Source organism: Euzebyales bacterium, from assembly GCA_036374135.1.
Lineage (GTDB): Bacteria > Actinomycetota > Nitriliruptoria > Euzebyales > JAHELV01 > JAHELV01.
This window is the reverse complement of record DASUUK010000003.1, coordinates 1-17046: the sequence shown is the minus strand read 5'-3', so window position 1 is coordinate 17046 and position 17046 is coordinate 1. Positions and strand designations below refer to the sequence as shown.

The following is a 17046-nucleotide window of genomic DNA, read 5'->3' as shown; positions in this document are numbered from 1 at the left end:
ACGTCCGCCAGCGCCACCTCCACCCTCAGGCCTGCACGACCTCGAACGACAGGCCGCCCGGCGTCCCCGACGGCAGCGGGACCCCCGCGTACGCGTCCGCCAGCGCACGGCTGAGCAACGCGCACCGGGCGGTCGCCTCCGCCGGGACGTTGGCGCACACGACGCCGCTGCCGACGCCCGGCGTGGTGGCGGCGCCGAGGTCGCCGTCGTCGCGTGTGCCGCCAGCGTCGTCGGTGACCGTGAGCATGCCGCACCACAGCGGTGCGGCACCAGCCAGCGCATCGACCGCCCACATCCGCTCATGCGGCGCGTCGAAGCCGAACCAGTACATGACGGCCACGCCTTGACCCATCATCGTCCGGGTCAGATCGACGGCGGAGACGCCGCCCTCGCGGGCCTCGAACGGGTCGTACGGGTCGACGTGGACGAACGTCGTCGCGGGATCGGCAGCGTCACCCAGGACCCGTCGGCCAACCGCCCGCAGCCCATCGGCTGTCACGGTCGCCACCCGGTCGCCGAGGCCCGTGGTCACCGCCCACCGCTCGATGTCGGCGGTGCTGTCCGGGTCGATGTCGCACAGCAGGTAGGTCGCGTGCTTCCGCAGGACAGCCATCGCAACCGCCGGCGATCCGGGGATCGTGGCCGAACCGGTGACGTGGTCGCCGAGCACGGCGGCGTACGCGCTGCCGCGCAGCGCCGGGTCGTCGGCGAGCGCATCGAGGAAGCGGGCGACGCCGTACACGCGTTCGGCGACAGGATCACGGGGCGTTGCCACACCACCCGCCATGCCCGCCTGCTCCGGGTACACGGCGTTGCCGGCGTGTGTCTCCGCGTACAGGATCGGGCGGTCGGCCGCCAGCAGGGCAGCGAGCATGAGGTGCTTGTGTATGTCGGCGATCCGCCCGGCGTGCCTGTTGGCCAACGCGACCTCCTCCGCTCAGATCATCGGACGTGGCCCACGTGTGGAGCAACCCTGCGTCTACGGTGGCGGTCATGCCGTCCGACGACGAACAGACCGAGTACCGCCAGCACCGCTTCCAGCTTCCGCCTGGCGCGACGGATCTGCTCCTGATCCGGCACGGCGAGTCGGCTCCCGCCCGCGTCGGCGTCCCGATCGTGCAGGTCGACGGGCACGCCGATCCCGACCTCGACCCCCGCGGCACGCAGGAGGCGGAGTTGGTCGCCGCCCGGCTCGCGGACGAGGACGTGACCGCGATCTACGTCACCACGCTGCGCCGGACGGTGCAGACGGCAGCGCCACTGGCCGCGCGGACCGGCATCACCCCGACCGTCGAAGCGGACCTGCGTGAGGTGTATCTGGGCGAGTGGGAGGGCGCCGCGTTCCGCAAGCACATCCGTGAACGGCACCCGATCGCGGTCGAGATGTGGGAGCAGCAGCGCTGGGACCCCATCCCGGGCAGCGAACCGATGGACGCGCTGCGCAAACGCGTCAGCGCCGCGATCGGGCGGATCGCGGCCCATCATCCGGACGAGCGGGTCGTGGCCTTCACGCACGGCGGCATCATCGGGATGATCGTGCACCTCGCGACCGGCAGCACGCCGTTCGCGTTCGTCGGGGCCGACAACGGTTCCCTGACGCATCTGGTCGTGCTGCCCGACGACCGGTGGATCGTGCGCCGGTTCAACGACACCGGCCACCTGCACACCGATCTCGACCGTCCCCCGCAACCACTGACCTGAGGTCGGCGGCCCCGCCGTTCGGCCCGGATCCCGCGATCCACAGCCTGATCGTGCTACCTGCGGCCACCTTCCCGCGCCCGTGCGCGGAGCGTCGGCGATCATGTCGCCGGTCAGCTCGTGGCGGCGTCCAGTGCCGCGCTCACGGCGTCGGCGACCTCGCGTGCGCCGGCATCGTCGTCCCGGACCTCTCCGGGGACGTAGGACACGAGCGTCACCACGTCGCCGCGCTGCTCGACGACGGTGTAGGACGTGAACAGCCCGATCTGGGGCGTTGTCTGCAGCAGCAGCCGCCCGTCGGCGTCATCGAGGATCTCGGTCGTGAGCTGCGTGCCGTCGTCTCCGGTCGACGTCGCGCACTCGGTGGCCACGCGGCGGAACCCGGCCAACGCCTCGTCGGCGACATCGGCTGACGCGTACCGCGCCAGGTTCTGACGCACGCTCGCCGTCTCGGGCGCGGCGCCGCTGGGCTCCTGCACCTGCAGATCGACAACACGGACCTCGGTGCGCTGCGGGTCCGTCGGATACTCGGTCGGCTGGCACGGATCGAACAACTGGGACGACCGGCGCCGCGCGGTGGCGTCGCGCCGCACGGCCCACTTGAAACCGGCTTCGGGGTCCGGCAGGTCTGCGGGCGTGAGCGCAGCTTCCTGCAGATCGTCGATATTGTCGACCGACGCCGCTGGTTCCGTGTCCTGCGGAGCGGGATCGGCCGCGCTCGTCGGCTCGGCTGCGCTTGTGGGCTCCGTCGGGGCCGCAGACGCGTCGCCGGCCGGTTCGGTGGCTTCGTCGACGGTCGTGCCCGGGCTCCCGGCGGTCTCGATCGTGGAGGCCGCGCCGTCACCGCACGCCGCGAGCAACACCCCCAGGATCGTTGCCGCCACCAACGCGGGCAGGGCGCGGCTTCCACGCCGGCGCGCCCACGGTGCTGCTGACCGTCGCACGGACATCACCCTCCTGGTCGGCGTCAGCGTAGAGCAGCGGTCGCCGCAGACCGGCGAGGCGAGGCGCACCCGTGATCGGCGCATGGTCCGACCCTGTGACCTCGGGCAGCGCGCCGGTGCAGAATTTGCGATGCTAGGAGCACGGAGCAGGGCGGTGCCAGGGAGGAAGCGCGATGGCCAGCAAGCCGTTCGGATCGGTGATCTCGGCCCGCATGGCGGTCAGCGTCTATGAAGCGGACCGCTTCGAGGACCACGAGGTGGTATCCGCCGACAGCCTCCCGCTGACGCCTGCGTCGCACGTCCTCCACTATGGCAGCGCCTGCTTCGAAGGCCTCAAGGCACACCGTGGTACCGACGGCGTCGAGCGCATCTTCCGACTCGACCGCCACGTGGAACGCATGCGCATCAGCGCCGAACTGCTGTGCCTGCCGGAGCCGCCGGTGGATCTGCTGACCGAGATGATCCGGGACGTCGTGGTCGCCAACCGCGACGACGTCCCGGAGCCACCCGGCGCGCTGTACCTGCGGCCGGTGCTGATCGGCACCGAACCGAACATCGGCGCCGCCGCACGCCCGTCGCGGACCGCGCTGCTGTATGTCATCTCGTCACCGGTCGGCGACTACTTCGACACCTCGCGCACCCTGACGGTCATGATCGAGACCGAGTTGCCGCGGACCACCCCGCAGTTCGGACAGGTCAAGACCGGCGCCAACTATGCGATGGCGCTGGGCATCACGCGTCGCGCCGCGCGGGAGCACGGCGCCGACCAGGTGCTGTTCTCGCCGGGCGGGCTCGTCCAGGAGACCGGGGCCGCGAACTTCCTGATGATCGACGGCCACTGCATCGTGACCCGCGGCCTCGACGGGTCGTTCCTGCACGGCGTGACCCGCGACTCGGTCCTCACGATCGCCCGCGAGCAGGGCTACGACGTCGAGGAACGTGATGTCACCGTCGACGAGATCGTCGAACGCGCCCCTCAGGTCGAGATGGCCCTGTCGGGCACAGCGGCCGTGCTCGCGCCCATCGGAACGCTGATCCACGAGGGGCAGCAGATCACCGTCGGCGACGGTTCACCCGGACCCAACACCGGCAAGCTGCGTGAGACGCTGCTCGCCGTGCAGCGGGGCGAGACGCCCGACCGCTGGGGCTGGACGACCCAGGTCTGACGCACGCCCCTCGGGCGCGGTCAGGCGGGCTGGGAGATGCCGATGCCGCCCGGTGTGTCGGCCCCGTAGCGCTCGATCTCGCGGTCCAGGTCCAGACGGCCGATCCGCGTCCGCGCTGCCAGTGCCTGCTCATCGAGCATCCCGGCCGGGATGATCCACGCGATCTCGAACTCCAGGCCGTCGGGATCGCGCCCGTACAGGCTCTTGGTCGACCCGTGGTCCGAGGCGCCGGCCAGGGCGCCGTTGGCCTGCAGGCGCCCGGCGAGCTCGCGCATCGCGGCCAGCGTGTCGACCTCCCAGGCCAGGTGGTACAGGCCGACGGTGGACCGCCCCGCCTGGGACGCACCGGCGGATGCGCCGATCTGGAACAGCCCGAGGTCGTGGTCGTTGTTCGAGCCGGGCGCCTGCATGAACGCCGCCGCCATGCCCGGGATGTCGATGTCGACGCGTGTGAAGCCGAGCACCTCGGAGTAGAAGGCCACGCTGCGTTCGACGTCGCTGACGTACAGCACAGCGTGGTTGAGGCGGGTGATGCCCATCGCGAACTCCTCGGACCGTAAGCGGACTGCGGTCCGCATTGTACCGCTCCAGCGACTCGATGCGTGCGTGGGTGCAAGGATGGACCGATGACGAACCGCGACGACCGCCGCCCGGACGACCGCACCGACGCCACCATCGACTCGACGCCACCGACGTTCCCGCTCGATGCGGTCCGCGCCCGCTTTCCGGCGCTGCGTGCGACCGCGCCCGACGGTCGGCCCGTCGTGCACGCCGACGCACCCGGCGGCACGCAGGTCCCGCAGCAGGTCATCGACGCGATCGCCGCCTACCTGCGGGCCGGCAACGCCAACGCCCACGGCGTGTTCGCCCGTTCGCGGGCGACCGACGCCCTGTGCGCCGACGTGCGCGCGTCCGCCTCCGCCGTCGTCGGCGGCTGGTCCGACGGCATCGTGTTCGGGCCCAGCATGACCGCGCTCACCATGCACCTGGCCGATGCGCTGGCCGACGAGATCACCATCGACGATCGCATCGTGTGCACCCGGCTGGACCACGACGCCAACGTCTCGCCGTGGCTGCACCTGGCGCGGCGCACCGGCGCGGAGATCGACTGGGTCGACCTCGATCCCGGCACGGGGACGCTGGACCTCGCCACGCTGCGCGTCGGCGACCGCACGCGGCTGGTCGCCTTCCCGTTGGCATCGAACGCGCTGGGCACCGTCGTCGATCCCGCGCCGTTCGTGTCGGCTGCACGCTCGGTCGGTGCGGTCACGTTCGCCGATGCCGTCCACGCCGCCCCGCACGTCGCGATCGACCAGCGCGCGGCCGGCATCGATGTGGTCGTGAGCTCGCCCTACAAGTACTTCGGTCCGCACGCCGGTGTGTTGTCGGCGGACCCCGAGCTCCTGGCACGCTGGACACCACGCAAGGTCCGACCGGCGCCCGACAGCGGTCCCGAGCGCTGGCAGCAGGGCACCGCGGCGTTCGAGGCGATCGCCGGCGTCGGTGCGGCGCTGGCCTACATCGAGGAGATCGGCATGGACGCGATCGCCGCGCACGAGCGCGTGCTGACCGACCGGTTCCTGGCGGGGCTCGCGGACCTTCCGCACGTCACGTTGCACGGCCCGGCGACCGTCGACGGCCGCACGCCGACGTTCGCGGTGACCGTCGAGGATCGCACGCCCGACGACGTGGCGCGCCGGCTGGCGGCCGACGGCATCGCGACCTATGCGGGCCACTACTACGCCGTCGAGCCGATGCGTCGGCTGGACCTGCTCGACAGCGGCGGCGCGGTGCGGATCGGCTTCGTCCACTACCACGGCACCGACGACGTCGATCGCGTGCTCGCCGCACTGGAGGCGTTGGCGGACCCGGCACCGCCGTAGCTCCTCGGGCGTTCACATGCGATCGGTGTCGCATCAGTCCGATGCGCGCCCGTCGCCGACCCGGCGCCCCAGACCGGCTTCGCGCGCCTTGACGATCGCCTGGGCCCTGTCGGTGACCTGCCACGTGGTGAAGATGTTCGACACAGAGCACCGTGCCCGCCATGACGATGCCCAGCGCCTGCGACATGGCCGCCACGCGCCGCTCTGGCTTGCGCAGCTGCACGAGCACCGCCGTGACGAGCGTCCACGTGATGATGCCCAGGGTGTTGAAGTGACCCCGGTGGGCCTTGATGTCGGCGGGCAGATTCTCAGCGCCGACCGCCGCGACGAGCGTGTAATGGGGCAGCCACATCATCACGACCTCGAGCAGTCCGAACACGCCCAGGGCGAGCACCCACAGCGACGTCAGGGTTGCCACACATGGAAGGCGATGCGCCGACGACGGCTGCTGGGCGGCCCCGCCCCCGGGGACGGGCCGTCGCGGTCCGCGACCGTGCGTCGCTGCGGAGCGTGCTGTCCGTTGGGTCTGTCATGGTTGGTCCTGTGAGTGATCGATGTCGGAGCGACCATCCGGGCTCGGTGTTCCCGTCGTCACGGGGGCAGGCTCCCGATCGGGCCGGGATCCTGCCCGGGTCTTCTGTCGCGTCGGGGCCCGTGCCGGGGTACGTTGCGTCCGACGCCGCGTGCGCTCGGAGGTTGTCATGGCCACACACGAGATCCGTGCCGACTACGCGGTGCCGCTGGCGGGGCAGCCCGCGACTGGACACAACCGCTGGCATCCGGACGTCCCACCGGCGGTCCGCTGCGATCCTGGCGATGAGGTCGTCATGGACACGCGCGACGCGCTGGACGGCCAGATCACCAGTGACGCGACCGTTGACGACGTGGCCAACGCTGACCTCGGGCCGGTGCATCCGCTGACGGGGCCGGTGTACGTCGAGGGCGCTGAGCCAGGCGACCTGCTGGTCGTCGACGTCGTGGACGTGACCCCGGCCGACTTCGGGTTCACGGTGCAGATCCCGGGCTTCGGGTTCCTCCGCGAGGACTTTCCCGAGCCGCACCTCATCCGGTGGGATCTCGCCTCCGGGTTCGCGACGTCCGAGGACCTGCCGGGTGTCCGGATCCCGGCCGCGCCGTTCCTGGGCACGTTCGGTGTCGCGCCCTCGCGTGACCTGATGGCACAGATCACCGCCCGCGAACAGGACCTCCTCGAGCGGGGCGGCATGGTGCTCCCCCCCGATCCGGCCGGTGCCGTGCCCGACGATCCGGCGATCGCCAACGACGCGCTGCGCACGATCCCGCCGCGTGAGAATGCCGGCAACGTCGACATCCGCCAGTGCGGCGTCGGCGCGCGGCTGTACATCCCGGTGTGGACCGACGGTGCGCTGTTCTCGGGTGGCGACGCCCACTACGCCCAGGGTGACAACGAGAGCTGTGGCACGGCCATCGAGATGCGGGCGACGTTCACGTTCCGATTCGATGTCCGCAAGGGCGAGGCGGCGCGGCACGACCGTCGGCGGCTGCGGTTCGAGCGATCCGACTACTGGGTCGCACCGGAGATCGCAGCGCCGCGGGCGTTCTACGCGACGACCGGGCTGTCCATCGACGCCGACGGCGTGAACCACTCCGAGGACGTCACGGTCGCCACCCGCGAGGCGCTGCGCGAGATGATCGACCACCTGACCACCGAGCGCGGCTTCGACCGCCAGCAGGCCTACGCGCTCTGCAGCGTCGCGGTCGACCTGCGCATCGCGGCACTGCCCGACGTGCCGAACATGGTCGTGACGGCGCTGCTGCCGACCGACATCTTCGTCTAGACGGACTCCGCCGGCCGCGAGATCCTCACGTGACCGGCGACCGGACGGGCGAACGTCAGGAGCGTCCATGTCCGAGACCACCGTGACAGACGTCAGGCCCGGCGGTGTGCCGGTCGTCGGACAGACGGCAAGCATGAGCCGCACGGTCAGCCACCGCGACATCGAGTTGTTCTCCGAGATCAGCGGTGACGACAACCCCTTGCATGACGACGAGGAGTACGCGACCGCGCTGCCGCCCGACGCCGGGGGCGCCCCGACGGGCGGCTGAGCGGCCGCGGCGAGGATCCCTCCCGCTCTCGCGTCGCGTCACCTATGGTCGGGTGCACGGGGGCGTGACCATGTGGAGGAGCCCATGAACACCGTCGCACTCGTCGTCAAGCTGACCGCGCGCGAGGGACTCGAGGACGAGGTCGCCGAGTTCCTGCGTGGCGCTGTCGACCTGGCGAACCAGGAGGAGGGCACGCCCGTGTGGTTCGCGTTGCGCACCGACACATCGACGTTCTGGATCGTCGATGCGTTCCCTGGCGAGGCCCAGCGCAACGCCCACCTCGAAGGACCCATCGCGGGCGCGCTGATGGACAACGCCGACCGCCTGCTCAGCGCACCGCCGGAGATCAACCGCGCTGACGTGCTGGCGTCCAAGACCCCCTAGGACCGGTAGGACGTCACGCCGGGACCCGTCGCCGTCGTCAGTCACGACGGCGACGGTTCGTCAGGTGATGCCCGTGGTCGTGATGCGGACCAACCGCTGCGCGGTGGCCACGGCCACCGTACGCGGTCCCGGCGGCTCCTCGACGCACCGGATCGGCAGCGCGTGCTCGCCCAGCCAGCGCGCGAGCCGTTGCTGATCGCCGCCGAACTCGATCCACGGGATGCCGCTCGGCGCGTTGACGTGCTCGGCCGGCATCCGGCCGGGGTGCCGACCATCGTCGGTGTCCCACTGGATGAAGAACGGCAGCTGGTGGCCGGACAGCGCGGCGTCGAGGCCGACCAGGCGCCACCGCAGCTCGACGTCGTCCTCGGTGCGTCGCGCCATCGCTTCCGGTGTGAGACCGAGTCGATCGGCGATCTCGTCGATCGCGTCGGTGCGCAGGCACAGGGCCGCGAGCCGGTCCCCGTGGCGGGTCTGTTCGATCACCCACCGACCCAGCGGGCTGTCCTGCGCTTCCGCATCGTCCACCACGGTCATCAGCTCGAGGTACGCGTCCCCGAGCGGCACGATCCAGTTGCCCGTGCCGGTGCCCACGTGCCGGCCACCCGGAACCGCCGTCAGACCGGCGCGGGCGCGCACGCGCGCGGCCCACGACGCCGGGTCGTTCACCGCGATGATCGCGTGGTCGATGGCCAGCATGCGCGTCGCAGTCTAGATGGACGTTGATCATCGAACATGCGTTCGACTAGAGTGGTCGGCATGACCGACACCTTGACGTTCCAGGGATCGCTGCTCGACACGGTTGACGACGCGCCGACCTTCGCGGCCGACTTCGCAGGCATGCGCCGGTACCACCTGCACGACGGGGCGTGGGTCGACCGGCTGCCGGGATGGGTGCGCGGTGCCGACCGGCTGTACACGGCGGCGGAGCGCCACCTGCCGTGGCACAGCGGGACCGAACGCATCCGCGGCATGGACGTCCCGCGGCCGCGCCTGGTCGCGACCGTCGACCGGGGATCGCTGCCCGATGGGCTCGATCTCGTCGGCGAGCTGTCGGATGCGCTCAGTGCCCGCTACGGCGTCCGACTCGACCGCATCAGCTGCAACCTGTACCGCGACGGTCGTGACAGCGTGACCTGGCACGGCGACCGGATCGTCCGCGACCTGCCACAGGCGACCGTGGCGATCGTCTCACTGGGCGAGCCGCGCCCGTTCCGCATCCGCCCGCGCGGTGGCGGGTCCAGCCTGTCGTGGTCGGTCGGACGCGGCGACCTGCTCGTCATGGGCGGGTCGTGCCAACGCACCTGCGAGCACGCCGTGCCCAAGGTCGCCTCCGCCGGTCCCCGCATCGCCCTGATGTTCAGAGAGCGCCGATAGCCGCCCGCCGCGTCTTTCGCGGAACCAGGGTCTGCGAATTGCAGGCGCGCGTACGACATGTGATTGTGCGTGCAGGACGGCCGCCCGGCAGCCCTCGCAGATCAGTGACCGCGCTCGATCCACTCCGGCAGTGAGCCGGACTCCTCACCGATCGTCGTCCTGTCGCCGTGGCCCGTGTGGACCACCGTGTCCTGCGGCAGCGTGAGCAGGCGGTCGCGGATCGAGGCGATGATCGTGTCGAAGTCCGAGTAGGAGCGCCCCGTGGCGCCGGGTCCACCCTGGAACAGGGTGTCCCCCGAGAACAGGATCCCGTCGCCGTGCAGGCACACCGATCCGGGCGAGTGGCCGGGCGTGTGCAGCACCGTCAGATGGGTGCCGCCGACCGAGATGACCTGACCGTCGGCGAGGTCGAGATCGGGCGCCCTGTGCGGGTGCACGGCGTCCCAGAGCATGCGGTCGTTGGGATGCAGCGCGATCGGCGCACCCACCAGATCGGCGACGTCGACCGCCGCGTTGATGTGATCGTTGTGGCCGTGGGTGCACACGATCATCGGCACGCGTCGTCCACCGACCGCCTCCGAGATCCTCGCGGCATCGTGCGCGGCGTCGATGACGATGACCTCGTCGTCGTCGCCGACGAGCCAGACGTTGTTGGTCACGTGGAACGACTGCCCGTCGAGGGTGAACTCGCCGTCGGTCGTGAGGTGCTCGACCGTCACCAGACCACCACCGAGCGGACGAGTGCCTCCCCCGACCCGGAATCGGGCACGATGACCTCCTCGACGGTGACGGGCTCACCCTCGGTCCGCGCCACCACCCCCCGTGCCGTCGTGGTCATGCGGTGATCCTCCTGTTGCGGTCGTCGTCGCGGTGATCGTAGTGGGTGACCGGCGACCGCGACGCCGAGCCCGGTCAGCCCGCGACGCGCACGCCCGGCCAGCGTTCGGCGGGGCGCTTGCGCTCGAGCCCGGCCGTACTCGTCCTGTGTTGCGCTGCGCGGTTGCGCCGCCAGACGCCGTCGAGTCGATCGCCGACTCCGAGCGGTGCGCAGATCTCGAAGGTGCCGTCCTCGGCCGCCACGGCGACCGCAGTGGACACGCTGTCAAGCCTCGGTGACGGCGACGCTGACGCTGTGGTGGCCGGTCGCGCCGTCCGGCCGTGGCGGGACGCGGTCCGCGGTCTGCGTCCGGCCGTCGCCGTCCGTGGCGCGGACCCGCAACGTGTGGTCGCCGGGGGTCGCGTCCCACGTGTGGACCCATTGGCGCCACGAGTCGACGCTCAACTCGTCGGCCAGCCGCGCCTCACGCCATTCGCCGTCGTCGACCTGCACCTCGACCCGTGTGATCCCCCGTGTCTGTGCCCACGCGACGCCGGCGACCGCCACCCGCCCCGCCACCACGGTCGCGCCGGGCCGCGGGACGTCGATGCGTGACTGCGTCTTGATCGGCGCACGCTCGGCCCACCCGCGGGGGATCCAGTAGGCGTCGAACGCGTCGAAGGTCGTCAGCTCCAGCTCGCTGAGCCACTTCGTGGCGGACACGTAGCCGTACAGCCCTGGGACGACGAGGCGCGCTGGAAACCCGTGGGCGCGCGGGAGGGGTTCGCCGTTCATGCCGACCGCGATCAACGATGACCGCCCGTCCAGCACGACGTCCAACGGCGACCCGGTCGTGAAGCCGTCGACGGCGCGTCCCACGAGTTGGTCCGCCTGCGGCCGCACCCCGGCGTCGGCCAGCACGTCGGCCAGGCGCACACCACGCCAGCGGGCGTTGCCGACCAGGTCGCCGCCGACCTCGTTGGACACACAGGCGAGCGTGACGTCCGCCTCCACGATCTCATAGGCCAGCAGATCGTCGATGGTGAGCTCGCGTGGCGCGTCGACCATGCCCGTGATCCGCAGCGTCCAGTCGTCGACGCTCACGGTCGGGACCCGCAGCGCCGTGTCGATGCGGTAGAAGGTCTCGTTGGGTGTGACCAACGGCGAGATGCCCTCGACGTCCAACGAGGCCGCCGCTGGCGCCGGTGGCAGCGGGTCGTCGGGTTGTGGCAGCACGGCGCGCGCGTACTCGCTGATTGCTGCGGCCCGGCTCGTGAGCCACCGGCCCGCGGCGCCTGCGACGACGGCGACCGCTCCCACCGCGGCCGCCGCGCCGAGGAAGGCGCGTCGGTCGACGCCGGTGTCCGGCACGCCCGTCGACTCGGCGGACGAGGCGTCAGCGCGGCTCGCACCGGCAGCGGCGGCGTCCTTGACCGTGAGCGGTGCGATCAGCAGCCGGAGCGCGATGATGCCGGCAACGGTCGCGCCGACGGCGGGCAGCACGGCACCCGGACCGGCCGCGCCGGCGTCGGCGATCGCCGCGCCGACCCCGACCAGGCCCAGTGCGACGACACCGGCGACGCCCGTCCACCACCGCCGGACGGCCAGCACGCCGGTCATCGCCGCGACTCCCGCCAGCACGAGCACGACCGAGGCGATCAGCACGGGCTTGTCGGCCGTGCCGAGGACCGCGACCGCGGCGTCCTTCAGCGCGGGTGGTGCGAGATCGATCACCACCGCCCCGATCGACGTGACCGGTGCGCGAGCGCCCGGCACCGCCGCCGCGACGAGCTCGCCCGCCGCCAGCGCGGCGCCCGCCGCGATCACGCCGGCGAGCGCGGCGTACACCGTCGGCGGCGGCGCTGCCGACCGCTCGCTGGTGTCAGGTCGGGTGAGGGTGGCCATCAGCTTCCATGGTGGTCGGCGGGAGTGCCGCCGGCCACGGGGGTGTCGTCACCGACGGTGGCACGGTCACCGCGGTGACCATCACCGGGTGCGATGCCCGTCACCGGGTCGCCGCGCGGTGGCTCCGTCGGGGAGCGCACCACCCAATCTGCTGCATCGCCGACGACCACGGAAGTCTGTTTCGCGAATGTTGCGGCGCGACTCAGACGCCGGCGGCGTCGGCGAACTCGGCCATCGACGTGAACCGCCAGTCGGGTGTCACATCACCGAGCGGCTCTGGTGTCGCGCCGAACCCCGCCTGCGCGTGGCGGCGGTGGATCCACACCGTCCGCAGCCCCACGACCTTCGCCGGCTGGTGGTCGTGGTACAGGCTCTCGGCGACGTGGACCAGCTGGTGGCGCTCGAGGCCGAGGCCCTCGACCGCGGCGAGCAGCGCCGCGAAGTTCGCGGGCGCCGGCTTGTAGGACCCCACGTCCTCGGCGGTGACGATGCGGTCGAACGTCACACCGAGACGTTCGTTCGAGTGCGCGAACGACGCGCGATCGACGTTGGACAGGATGATCAGCGAGAAGCGCGTGGACAACCGCCGGAGCGCGTCGGTCGAGTCACCGAACGCGGGCCAGTCGACGACCGAGCCGCCGAAGGCATCGGCCTCCGCGTCCGACACCGGGGCCCCCAGTCGGCCGCCGATGCGACGCATGACCTCCGCGAGCACGACCGGGTAGCGTGCACCGGGCATCTCGCCCTGCACCGTCGTCTCGTTGGCCGAGAACGCGGCGAGCACCTGGTCCCGCGACACCGCCGGATCATGTCGCTCGATCCACGGCTGCAGCGCGCGGGTGATGCCCGTCTCCCAGTCGATCAGCGTGCCGTAGCAGTCGAAGGAGAGCGCTGCCACGTCGTCGAACCGGTCGGCCACCATCGCTGCTCCCTCCGTGCGGTCAGCCCAGCCACGCGAGCACGTCCGCCGCCAGCGTCTCGGCGTCGACGGAGCGTTCGGTGTCGACGTCCACCACCGGTCCGACAGCCAGCGGGGTGCGGTGCACATCAGACCACAGCTCGTCGTCCGGACGAATCGCCTGCAGGTCACCGGTGCGTCGGGTGGGCATGCGCGCACGATGACGGCGGCGGGCGACCTCGACGGAGCATCGGCAGCGGACCTGCACCACCGGCGATGGCAGCGCGCGCAGCAGCGGCTCGGCGTAGGGGTACCACGTGCTGTCGAGCACGGCGCCGGTGTTGGCGGCAGCCACCGCGAGCATGGCGTAGACGGCCGCGCGCCCCAGCTCCCGGGACCGTTCAATCTCGATGGGGTCGCCGAGCGCGTCCATCAGCCCGTGCTTGATCGTGTCCTTGGCGAGCAGCGGCAGACCGAGGGCCGGGGCGAGCAGCGCGGCCACCGTCGACTTGCCCGAGGCCGGCATGCCGCCCACGGCGACGAACACCTGCGGCGTCACGGCGCGGGCCGTCCGAGGTGCATCCTGCGTTCGGTCGTCCACCGGCCGTCGGTCTCCACCTGGAAGGCCACCGTGTCGAGGCGTGCGTGGACCGGCAGGTGCGGGCGAAGGAGGACCTCGAGCGGCCCAGGGTCGACACCGGCGGGGAGCCGGACGAGGCTGCAGTGGGGCGTGAAGTCGTCGATCGCGTGGTCAGAGGCGTCAGCGATCACCGAGGCCAGCGCATGGAGTGCCGCCTTCGGATCGGGGGCCAGGTAGACGGTGGTGCGGTCGCGGGCGTCGGCGGGAAACCGCTCCGGGCCTCCCAGTTCGATGTCGAAGGGCAGCTCAGCGGCAAGCGCTGCCGCCACGTCGTCGATCACCGACCGGGCCACATCAGGGTCCAGCCACGGGTACCCGAACGAGATGTGGCCGGGATCCAGGACCGTTGCTCCCGCTGGCAACCGCGGGCGGAGGTCGGCCAGGAGGGGATCGGCGGCCGGCACCATGAGCTGAAGTGCGCTGAGGCCGGCCATCGCCGCGTGTCAGCTGGTCCGGTCAGGGTTGACGGCGTCCTTTGCCGCGTCGGCGGCGTCGCTGATCTTCTCCTTGACCGACGCGCTCGCCTGGTCGACCTTGCCCTCCCGCTTGAGCTTCTTGTCGCCGGTGATCGCGCCTGTGGCCTCCTTCGCGCGGCCCTTCACGTCTTCGCTGGTGTGATCGCTCATCACTGCTCCTTCGGTGGTCGCCGACACCTTTCCCACCGGCATGGGTGACATGCGTCGTGGATCGGCGCGCGGTACGGCCGTACGTCCGGCCGTGTGCGCTGCGACGCGTACGCCGAGGGGCGTGCGCGCATACTCGGTCCGGTGAGCGACCGATCTCTGACCGACCGCGCCGACGTGCGGCTGCGTGCGCTGGACGCGGTCTTGCGTCGCGTCGTTCGCCCCGTCGACGCCCTGACGCCGGCCGAGCTGCAACGGGAGCGTGCGCGCACGCTGCCGGGCAACCCGCTCGCCCGGTTGGTGTTCGGAGGGCGTGCCCGCGGCGTGTCGGTGGCCGATCGTCGCATCGAGCGGTCCGGCTGGTCGATCCCGCTGCGGACGTATGCGCCAGTCGGTGTCACCGACCCGCCGATCGTGGTCTTTCTCCACGGCGGCGGCTGGGTCGTCGGCAACGTGGCGCAGTCGACGTGGATGTGCAGCCAGATCGCGCGTCACTCGCAGGTGCTGGTCGTCTCGGCGGGCTATCGACTGGCGCCCGAGCACCGGTTTCCCACCGCAGTGGACGATGCCTACGCGGCCGTGTCATGGATCGCCGAGCACGGTGACGAGCTCGGAGGGGATCCGTCGCGCCTCGCGCTGCTGGGCTCGAGCGCCGGCGGCAACCTCGCGGCCGTGGTCTGCCAGATGGCTCGGGACCGGGCGGGTCCGTCGATCGCGTTGCAGATCCTGCTGTACCCGACCGTCGACGTGACGCAGGAGACACGGCCGCGGACCGACCTCGACGACGCGCCGATGCTGCCGGTCGCGGACCGGATCGCCTACCTCCGGCACTACACGGAGGACGCCGTCGATCCGTACGACCCGCGGATCTCGCCACTGCACGCCGCGAGCCTGGCCGACCTGCCGCCCGCGCTGGTCATCACCGCGGAACACGATCCGTTGCGTGACGAGGGACGACGGTACGCCGACCGCCTCCGAGCTGAGGGTACACCGGCCCGCTACACCGACTACGCCGGCATGTGCCACGGCTTCATGTCGTTCCCCGGGCTGGCGGCCGCGGCGCGTCAGGCACTTGCCGAGATGTGCCAGGAGATCGACGCGACCCTGTGATCGGTCGCGGGGCGCACGGCGCTCGGTCGAGATGTGCCAGGACATCGACGCGACCGTGTGATCGTTCGCGCGGCGCACGAGGCGCTCGGTCCCTCGGCGAAGGCGCGTGGTGCGCCTGCGGTGGGCGCGGTGGTGGTTGACCGGCGGCTGGGGCCGGTACGCGTCAATCGCCCGGCGGCTGGGCGTCGAGGCCGCGGCGCAGTTGGTCGGTCAACGTCCGGTGCGCGCGGGGGTCTGCGCGCCGCAGGTCATCGAGCCGGTCCAGCATGCGGTCGACGTCGCTCCGGGACAGTGTCGCCGGTGCCGGCTCACCCCGGAACTCGGCCTTCGCGTCCTCGACGTCGTCGCGGAGTTCGGTCAGCGCGTCGATCGCCGCCCGCTCGGATGACGTGAGCTCATCGGTCGACAGCCGGGCCGCCAGGACCTCGACCGCGTCGAGCATGGTGCCCAACTGCTTGCCGTAGCTGCCCACGCGCGACAGCACGTGGTTCTCGATCGGGGCGTCGCTGCTGTTGACGCTGATGAACAGCTGCGGGTTGAAGAACCGGGTCCAGCTGGTCTGCGGGTTGATCAGGAAGTCCGCGAACGGGAACGCGACAGGTGGCTGTGCCATGCCACTCCTCGATGCCAGCGATGCGTCGCCCTCAGCGTAGCCGCGGTGGGTGGCTGTCCGTGTGCCGTATCGGCGCTCGAGGGTGCCGCGGGCACTCGCCCAGTGACGCCGTGTCCAGGCCGTGCCCCCTCGGACAGGGGAGGCGTGGTGGGTCGACATGCTATGACGTGCACCGGAGATCGGGTCCGGAGGCCCAGGGGGACGGGGGTCGTGACGATGCGTCGAGGTGTCGACGCCGTGCTGGCCATGGCACTGGTGGCCGCCGTGGCTGCGTGCACGGGTGCGGATCTCGCCACCACGTCCGAGGCGTCGCCGGCCTCCGGCACGACTTCCACGCAGGCGTCCGGGTCCGAGTCCGCCGTGGCAGATAGGCTGCCCGCGACGCCCACGGACGCGGCCCTGGCCGCGTACGAGCGCTACACGACGGCGTCGGTCGGGGCCCTGGCGGCGGGCGATGCCGATGCCGTCGCGCTGGCGGACGTCGCGGCCGATCAGGCGCTGAACCACGTGCGGCGCAGGCTGCGTGCGAACTCGCGGGACGGCGTGGTCGTCACGGGATCGCTCGAGCCGTCTGCGACGCCTGAGGACGTCCGCTACGACGGGGCGACGGCGACGGTCACCGACTGCGCGCTCAACGCGCTGGAGCAGGTCGACGCCGACGACCCCGACCGGGTGGTCACCGAGGCGACGGGCTGGCGGCAACCCGTCACGGCGACCGTCGAGCAGCGCGACAGCGGATGGATCGTCACCCGCATCCGCGTACCGCTGCGTGACGGCAGCGGGCGTGTTCCTCCGCCGCCCGACGAGCCGCCCTACCTGCGCGGCCCGGCGCAGGGCCCCGCCCCGCCCAGCTGCGTCCCGCCCGACCTCGCTCGGGACGCCGTGGACGGCTACGAGGCGTTC

General features: G+C 71.7%; 23 protein-coding genes. 10 read left to right on the top strand and 13 right to left on the bottom strand.

What is annotated here, in order from left to right; genetic code table 11:
* Positions 1 to 25: 25 nt before the first annotated feature.
* Complete coding sequence (locus VFZ70_00310; protein HEX6254227.1) at positions 26 to 922, bottom strand: hypothetical protein; 897 nt, start codon at positions 920 to 922, stop codon at positions 26 to 28.
* Between the two features lie 71 nt (positions 923 to 993).
* Here VFZ70_00310 and VFZ70_00305 point away from each other — a divergent pair, with 71 nt between their 5' ends.
* Positions 994 to 1701 carry a histidine phosphatase family protein gene (locus VFZ70_00305; GenBank protein HEX6254226.1) on the top strand — a complete coding sequence of 236 codons (708 nt, stop codon included), beginning with the start codon at positions 994 to 996 and terminating at the stop codon, positions 1699 to 1701.
* 110 nt (positions 1702 to 1811) lie between these two features.
* On the opposite strand, the gene VFZ70_00300 is transcribed toward VFZ70_00305, so the two are convergent.
* The gene (locus VFZ70_00300) at positions 1812 to 2642 is read right to left on the bottom strand and encodes a hypothetical protein (protein ID HEX6254225.1); all 831 of its coding nucleotides are present in this window, start codon (positions 2640 to 2642) and stop codon (positions 1812 to 1814) included.
* A gap of 173 nt (positions 2643 to 2815) precedes the next feature.
* On the opposite strand from VFZ70_00300, the gene VFZ70_00295 reads away from it, so the two are divergent.
* Entirely contained in the window at positions 2816 to 3808 is a 993-nt protein-coding gene (locus tag VFZ70_00295) for a branched-chain amino acid aminotransferase (protein HEX6254224.1), read from the top strand.
* Positions 3809 to 3828: 20 nt separating this feature from the next.
* On the opposite strand, the gene VFZ70_00290 is transcribed toward VFZ70_00295, so the two are convergent.
* A complete protein-coding gene (locus VFZ70_00290) occupies positions 3829 to 4347 on the bottom strand; it encodes a VOC family protein (protein ID HEX6254223.1) in 519 nt (172 codons plus the stop codon).
* Positions 4348 to 4434: 87 nt separating this feature from the next.
* On the opposite strand from VFZ70_00290, the gene VFZ70_00285 reads away from it, so the two are divergent.
* From VFZ70_00285 to VFZ70_00265, 5 genes are all read left to right on the top strand, one after another.
* Entirely contained in the window at positions 4435 to 5691 is a 1257-nt protein-coding gene (locus tag VFZ70_00285) for a cysteine desulfurase-like protein (protein ID HEX6254222.1), read from the top strand.
* A gap of 124 nt (positions 5692 to 5815) precedes the next feature.
* Complete coding sequence (locus tag VFZ70_00280; protein HEX6254221.1) at positions 5816 to 6238, top strand: hypothetical protein; 423 nt, start codon at positions 5816 to 5818, stop codon at positions 6236 to 6238.
* A 154-nt stretch (positions 6239 to 6392) separates the two neighbouring features.
* Positions 6393 to 7508, top strand: a complete 1116-nt coding sequence (locus VFZ70_00275) for an acetamidase/formamidase family protein (GenBank protein ID HEX6254220.1) — start codon at positions 6393 to 6395, stop codon at positions 7506 to 7508.
* 67 nt (positions 7509 to 7575) lie between these two features.
* Entirely contained in the window at positions 7576 to 7776 is a 201-nt protein-coding gene (locus VFZ70_00270) for a hypothetical protein (protein HEX6254219.1), read from the top strand.
* An 84-nt stretch (positions 7777 to 7860) separates the two neighbouring features.
* Positions 7861 to 8160: an antibiotic biosynthesis monooxygenase gene (locus VFZ70_00265; protein HEX6254218.1), complete on the top strand. Its 300-nt coding sequence runs from the start codon at positions 7861 to 7863 to the stop codon at positions 8158 to 8160.
* Between the two features lie 60 nt (positions 8161 to 8220).
* Here VFZ70_00265 and VFZ70_00260 read toward each other — a convergent pair whose 3' ends face one another.
* A complete protein-coding gene (locus VFZ70_00260; GenBank protein ID HEX6254217.1) occupies positions 8221 to 8859 on the bottom strand; it encodes a VOC family protein in 639 nt (212 codons plus the stop codon).
* Between the two features lie 60 nt (positions 8860 to 8919).
* On the opposite strand from VFZ70_00260, the gene VFZ70_00255 reads away from it, so the two are divergent.
* Entirely contained in the window at positions 8920 to 9537 is a 618-nt protein-coding gene (locus tag VFZ70_00255) for an alpha-ketoglutarate-dependent dioxygenase AlkB (GenBank protein ID HEX6254216.1), read from the top strand.
* A gap of 101 nt (positions 9538 to 9638) precedes the next feature.
* Here the strand turns inward: VFZ70_00255 and VFZ70_00250 are convergent, their stop codons facing one another.
* From VFZ70_00250 to VFZ70_00215, 8 genes are all read right to left on the bottom strand, one after another.
* A complete protein-coding gene (locus tag VFZ70_00250; GenBank protein HEX6254215.1) occupies positions 9639 to 10256 on the bottom strand; it encodes an MBL fold metallo-hydrolase in 618 nt (205 codons plus the stop codon).
* A complete protein-coding gene (locus VFZ70_00245) occupies positions 10253 to 10375 on the bottom strand; it encodes a hypothetical protein (protein HEX6254214.1) in 123 nt (40 codons plus the stop codon). Before VFZ70_00245 ends, VFZ70_00250 begins: the two co-directional genes overlap by 4 nt.
* Positions 10376 to 10449: 74 nt before the next feature.
* Complete coding sequence (locus VFZ70_00240; protein ID HEX6254213.1) at positions 10450 to 10635, bottom strand: hypothetical protein; 186 nt, start codon at positions 10633 to 10635, stop codon at positions 10450 to 10452.
* 4 nt (positions 10636 to 10639) lie between these two features.
* A complete protein-coding gene (locus VFZ70_00235; protein HEX6254212.1) occupies positions 10640 to 12259 on the bottom strand; it encodes a molybdopterin-dependent oxidoreductase in 1620 nt (539 codons plus the stop codon).
* 202 nt (positions 12260 to 12461) lie between these two features.
* Positions 12462 to 13181, bottom strand: coding sequence for a haloacid dehalogenase type II (locus tag VFZ70_00230; protein HEX6254211.1), 720 nt, complete (start codon positions 13179 to 13181; stop codon positions 12462 to 12464).
* 19 nt (positions 13182 to 13200) lie between these two features.
* Positions 13201 to 13716 (bottom strand): AAA family ATPase, encoded by a 516-nt coding sequence (locus VFZ70_00225; protein HEX6254210.1) that lies wholly within the window; start codon positions 13714 to 13716, stop codon positions 13201 to 13203.
* Positions 13713 to 14231 (bottom strand): 2'-5' RNA ligase family protein, encoded by a 519-nt coding sequence (locus VFZ70_00220; protein ID HEX6254209.1) that lies wholly within the window; start codon positions 14229 to 14231, stop codon positions 13713 to 13715. Before VFZ70_00220 ends, VFZ70_00225 begins: the two co-directional genes overlap by 4 nt.
* Before the next feature lie 9 nt (positions 14232 to 14240).
* On the bottom strand, positions 14241 to 14423 hold the full coding sequence (locus VFZ70_00215) for a CsbD family protein (protein ID HEX6254208.1): 183 nt from the start codon (positions 14421 to 14423) through the stop codon (positions 14241 to 14243).
* A 141-nt stretch (positions 14424 to 14564) separates the two neighbouring features.
* Here VFZ70_00215 and VFZ70_00210 point away from each other — a divergent pair, with 141 nt between their 5' ends.
* Entirely contained in the window at positions 14565 to 15530 is a 966-nt protein-coding gene (locus VFZ70_00210; GenBank protein HEX6254207.1) for an alpha/beta hydrolase, read from the top strand.
* A 163-nt stretch (positions 15531 to 15693) separates the two neighbouring features.
* Here VFZ70_00210 and VFZ70_00205 read toward each other — a convergent pair whose 3' ends face one another.
* Positions 15694 to 16143, bottom strand: coding sequence for a hypothetical protein (locus VFZ70_00205; protein ID HEX6254206.1), 450 nt, complete (start codon positions 16141 to 16143; stop codon positions 15694 to 15696).
* Between the two features lie 210 nt (positions 16144 to 16353).
* Here VFZ70_00205 and VFZ70_00200 point away from each other — a divergent pair.
* A partial coding sequence (locus VFZ70_00200; GenBank protein HEX6254205.1) for a hypothetical protein occupies positions 16354 to 17046 on the top strand: 693 nt, incomplete at its 3' end.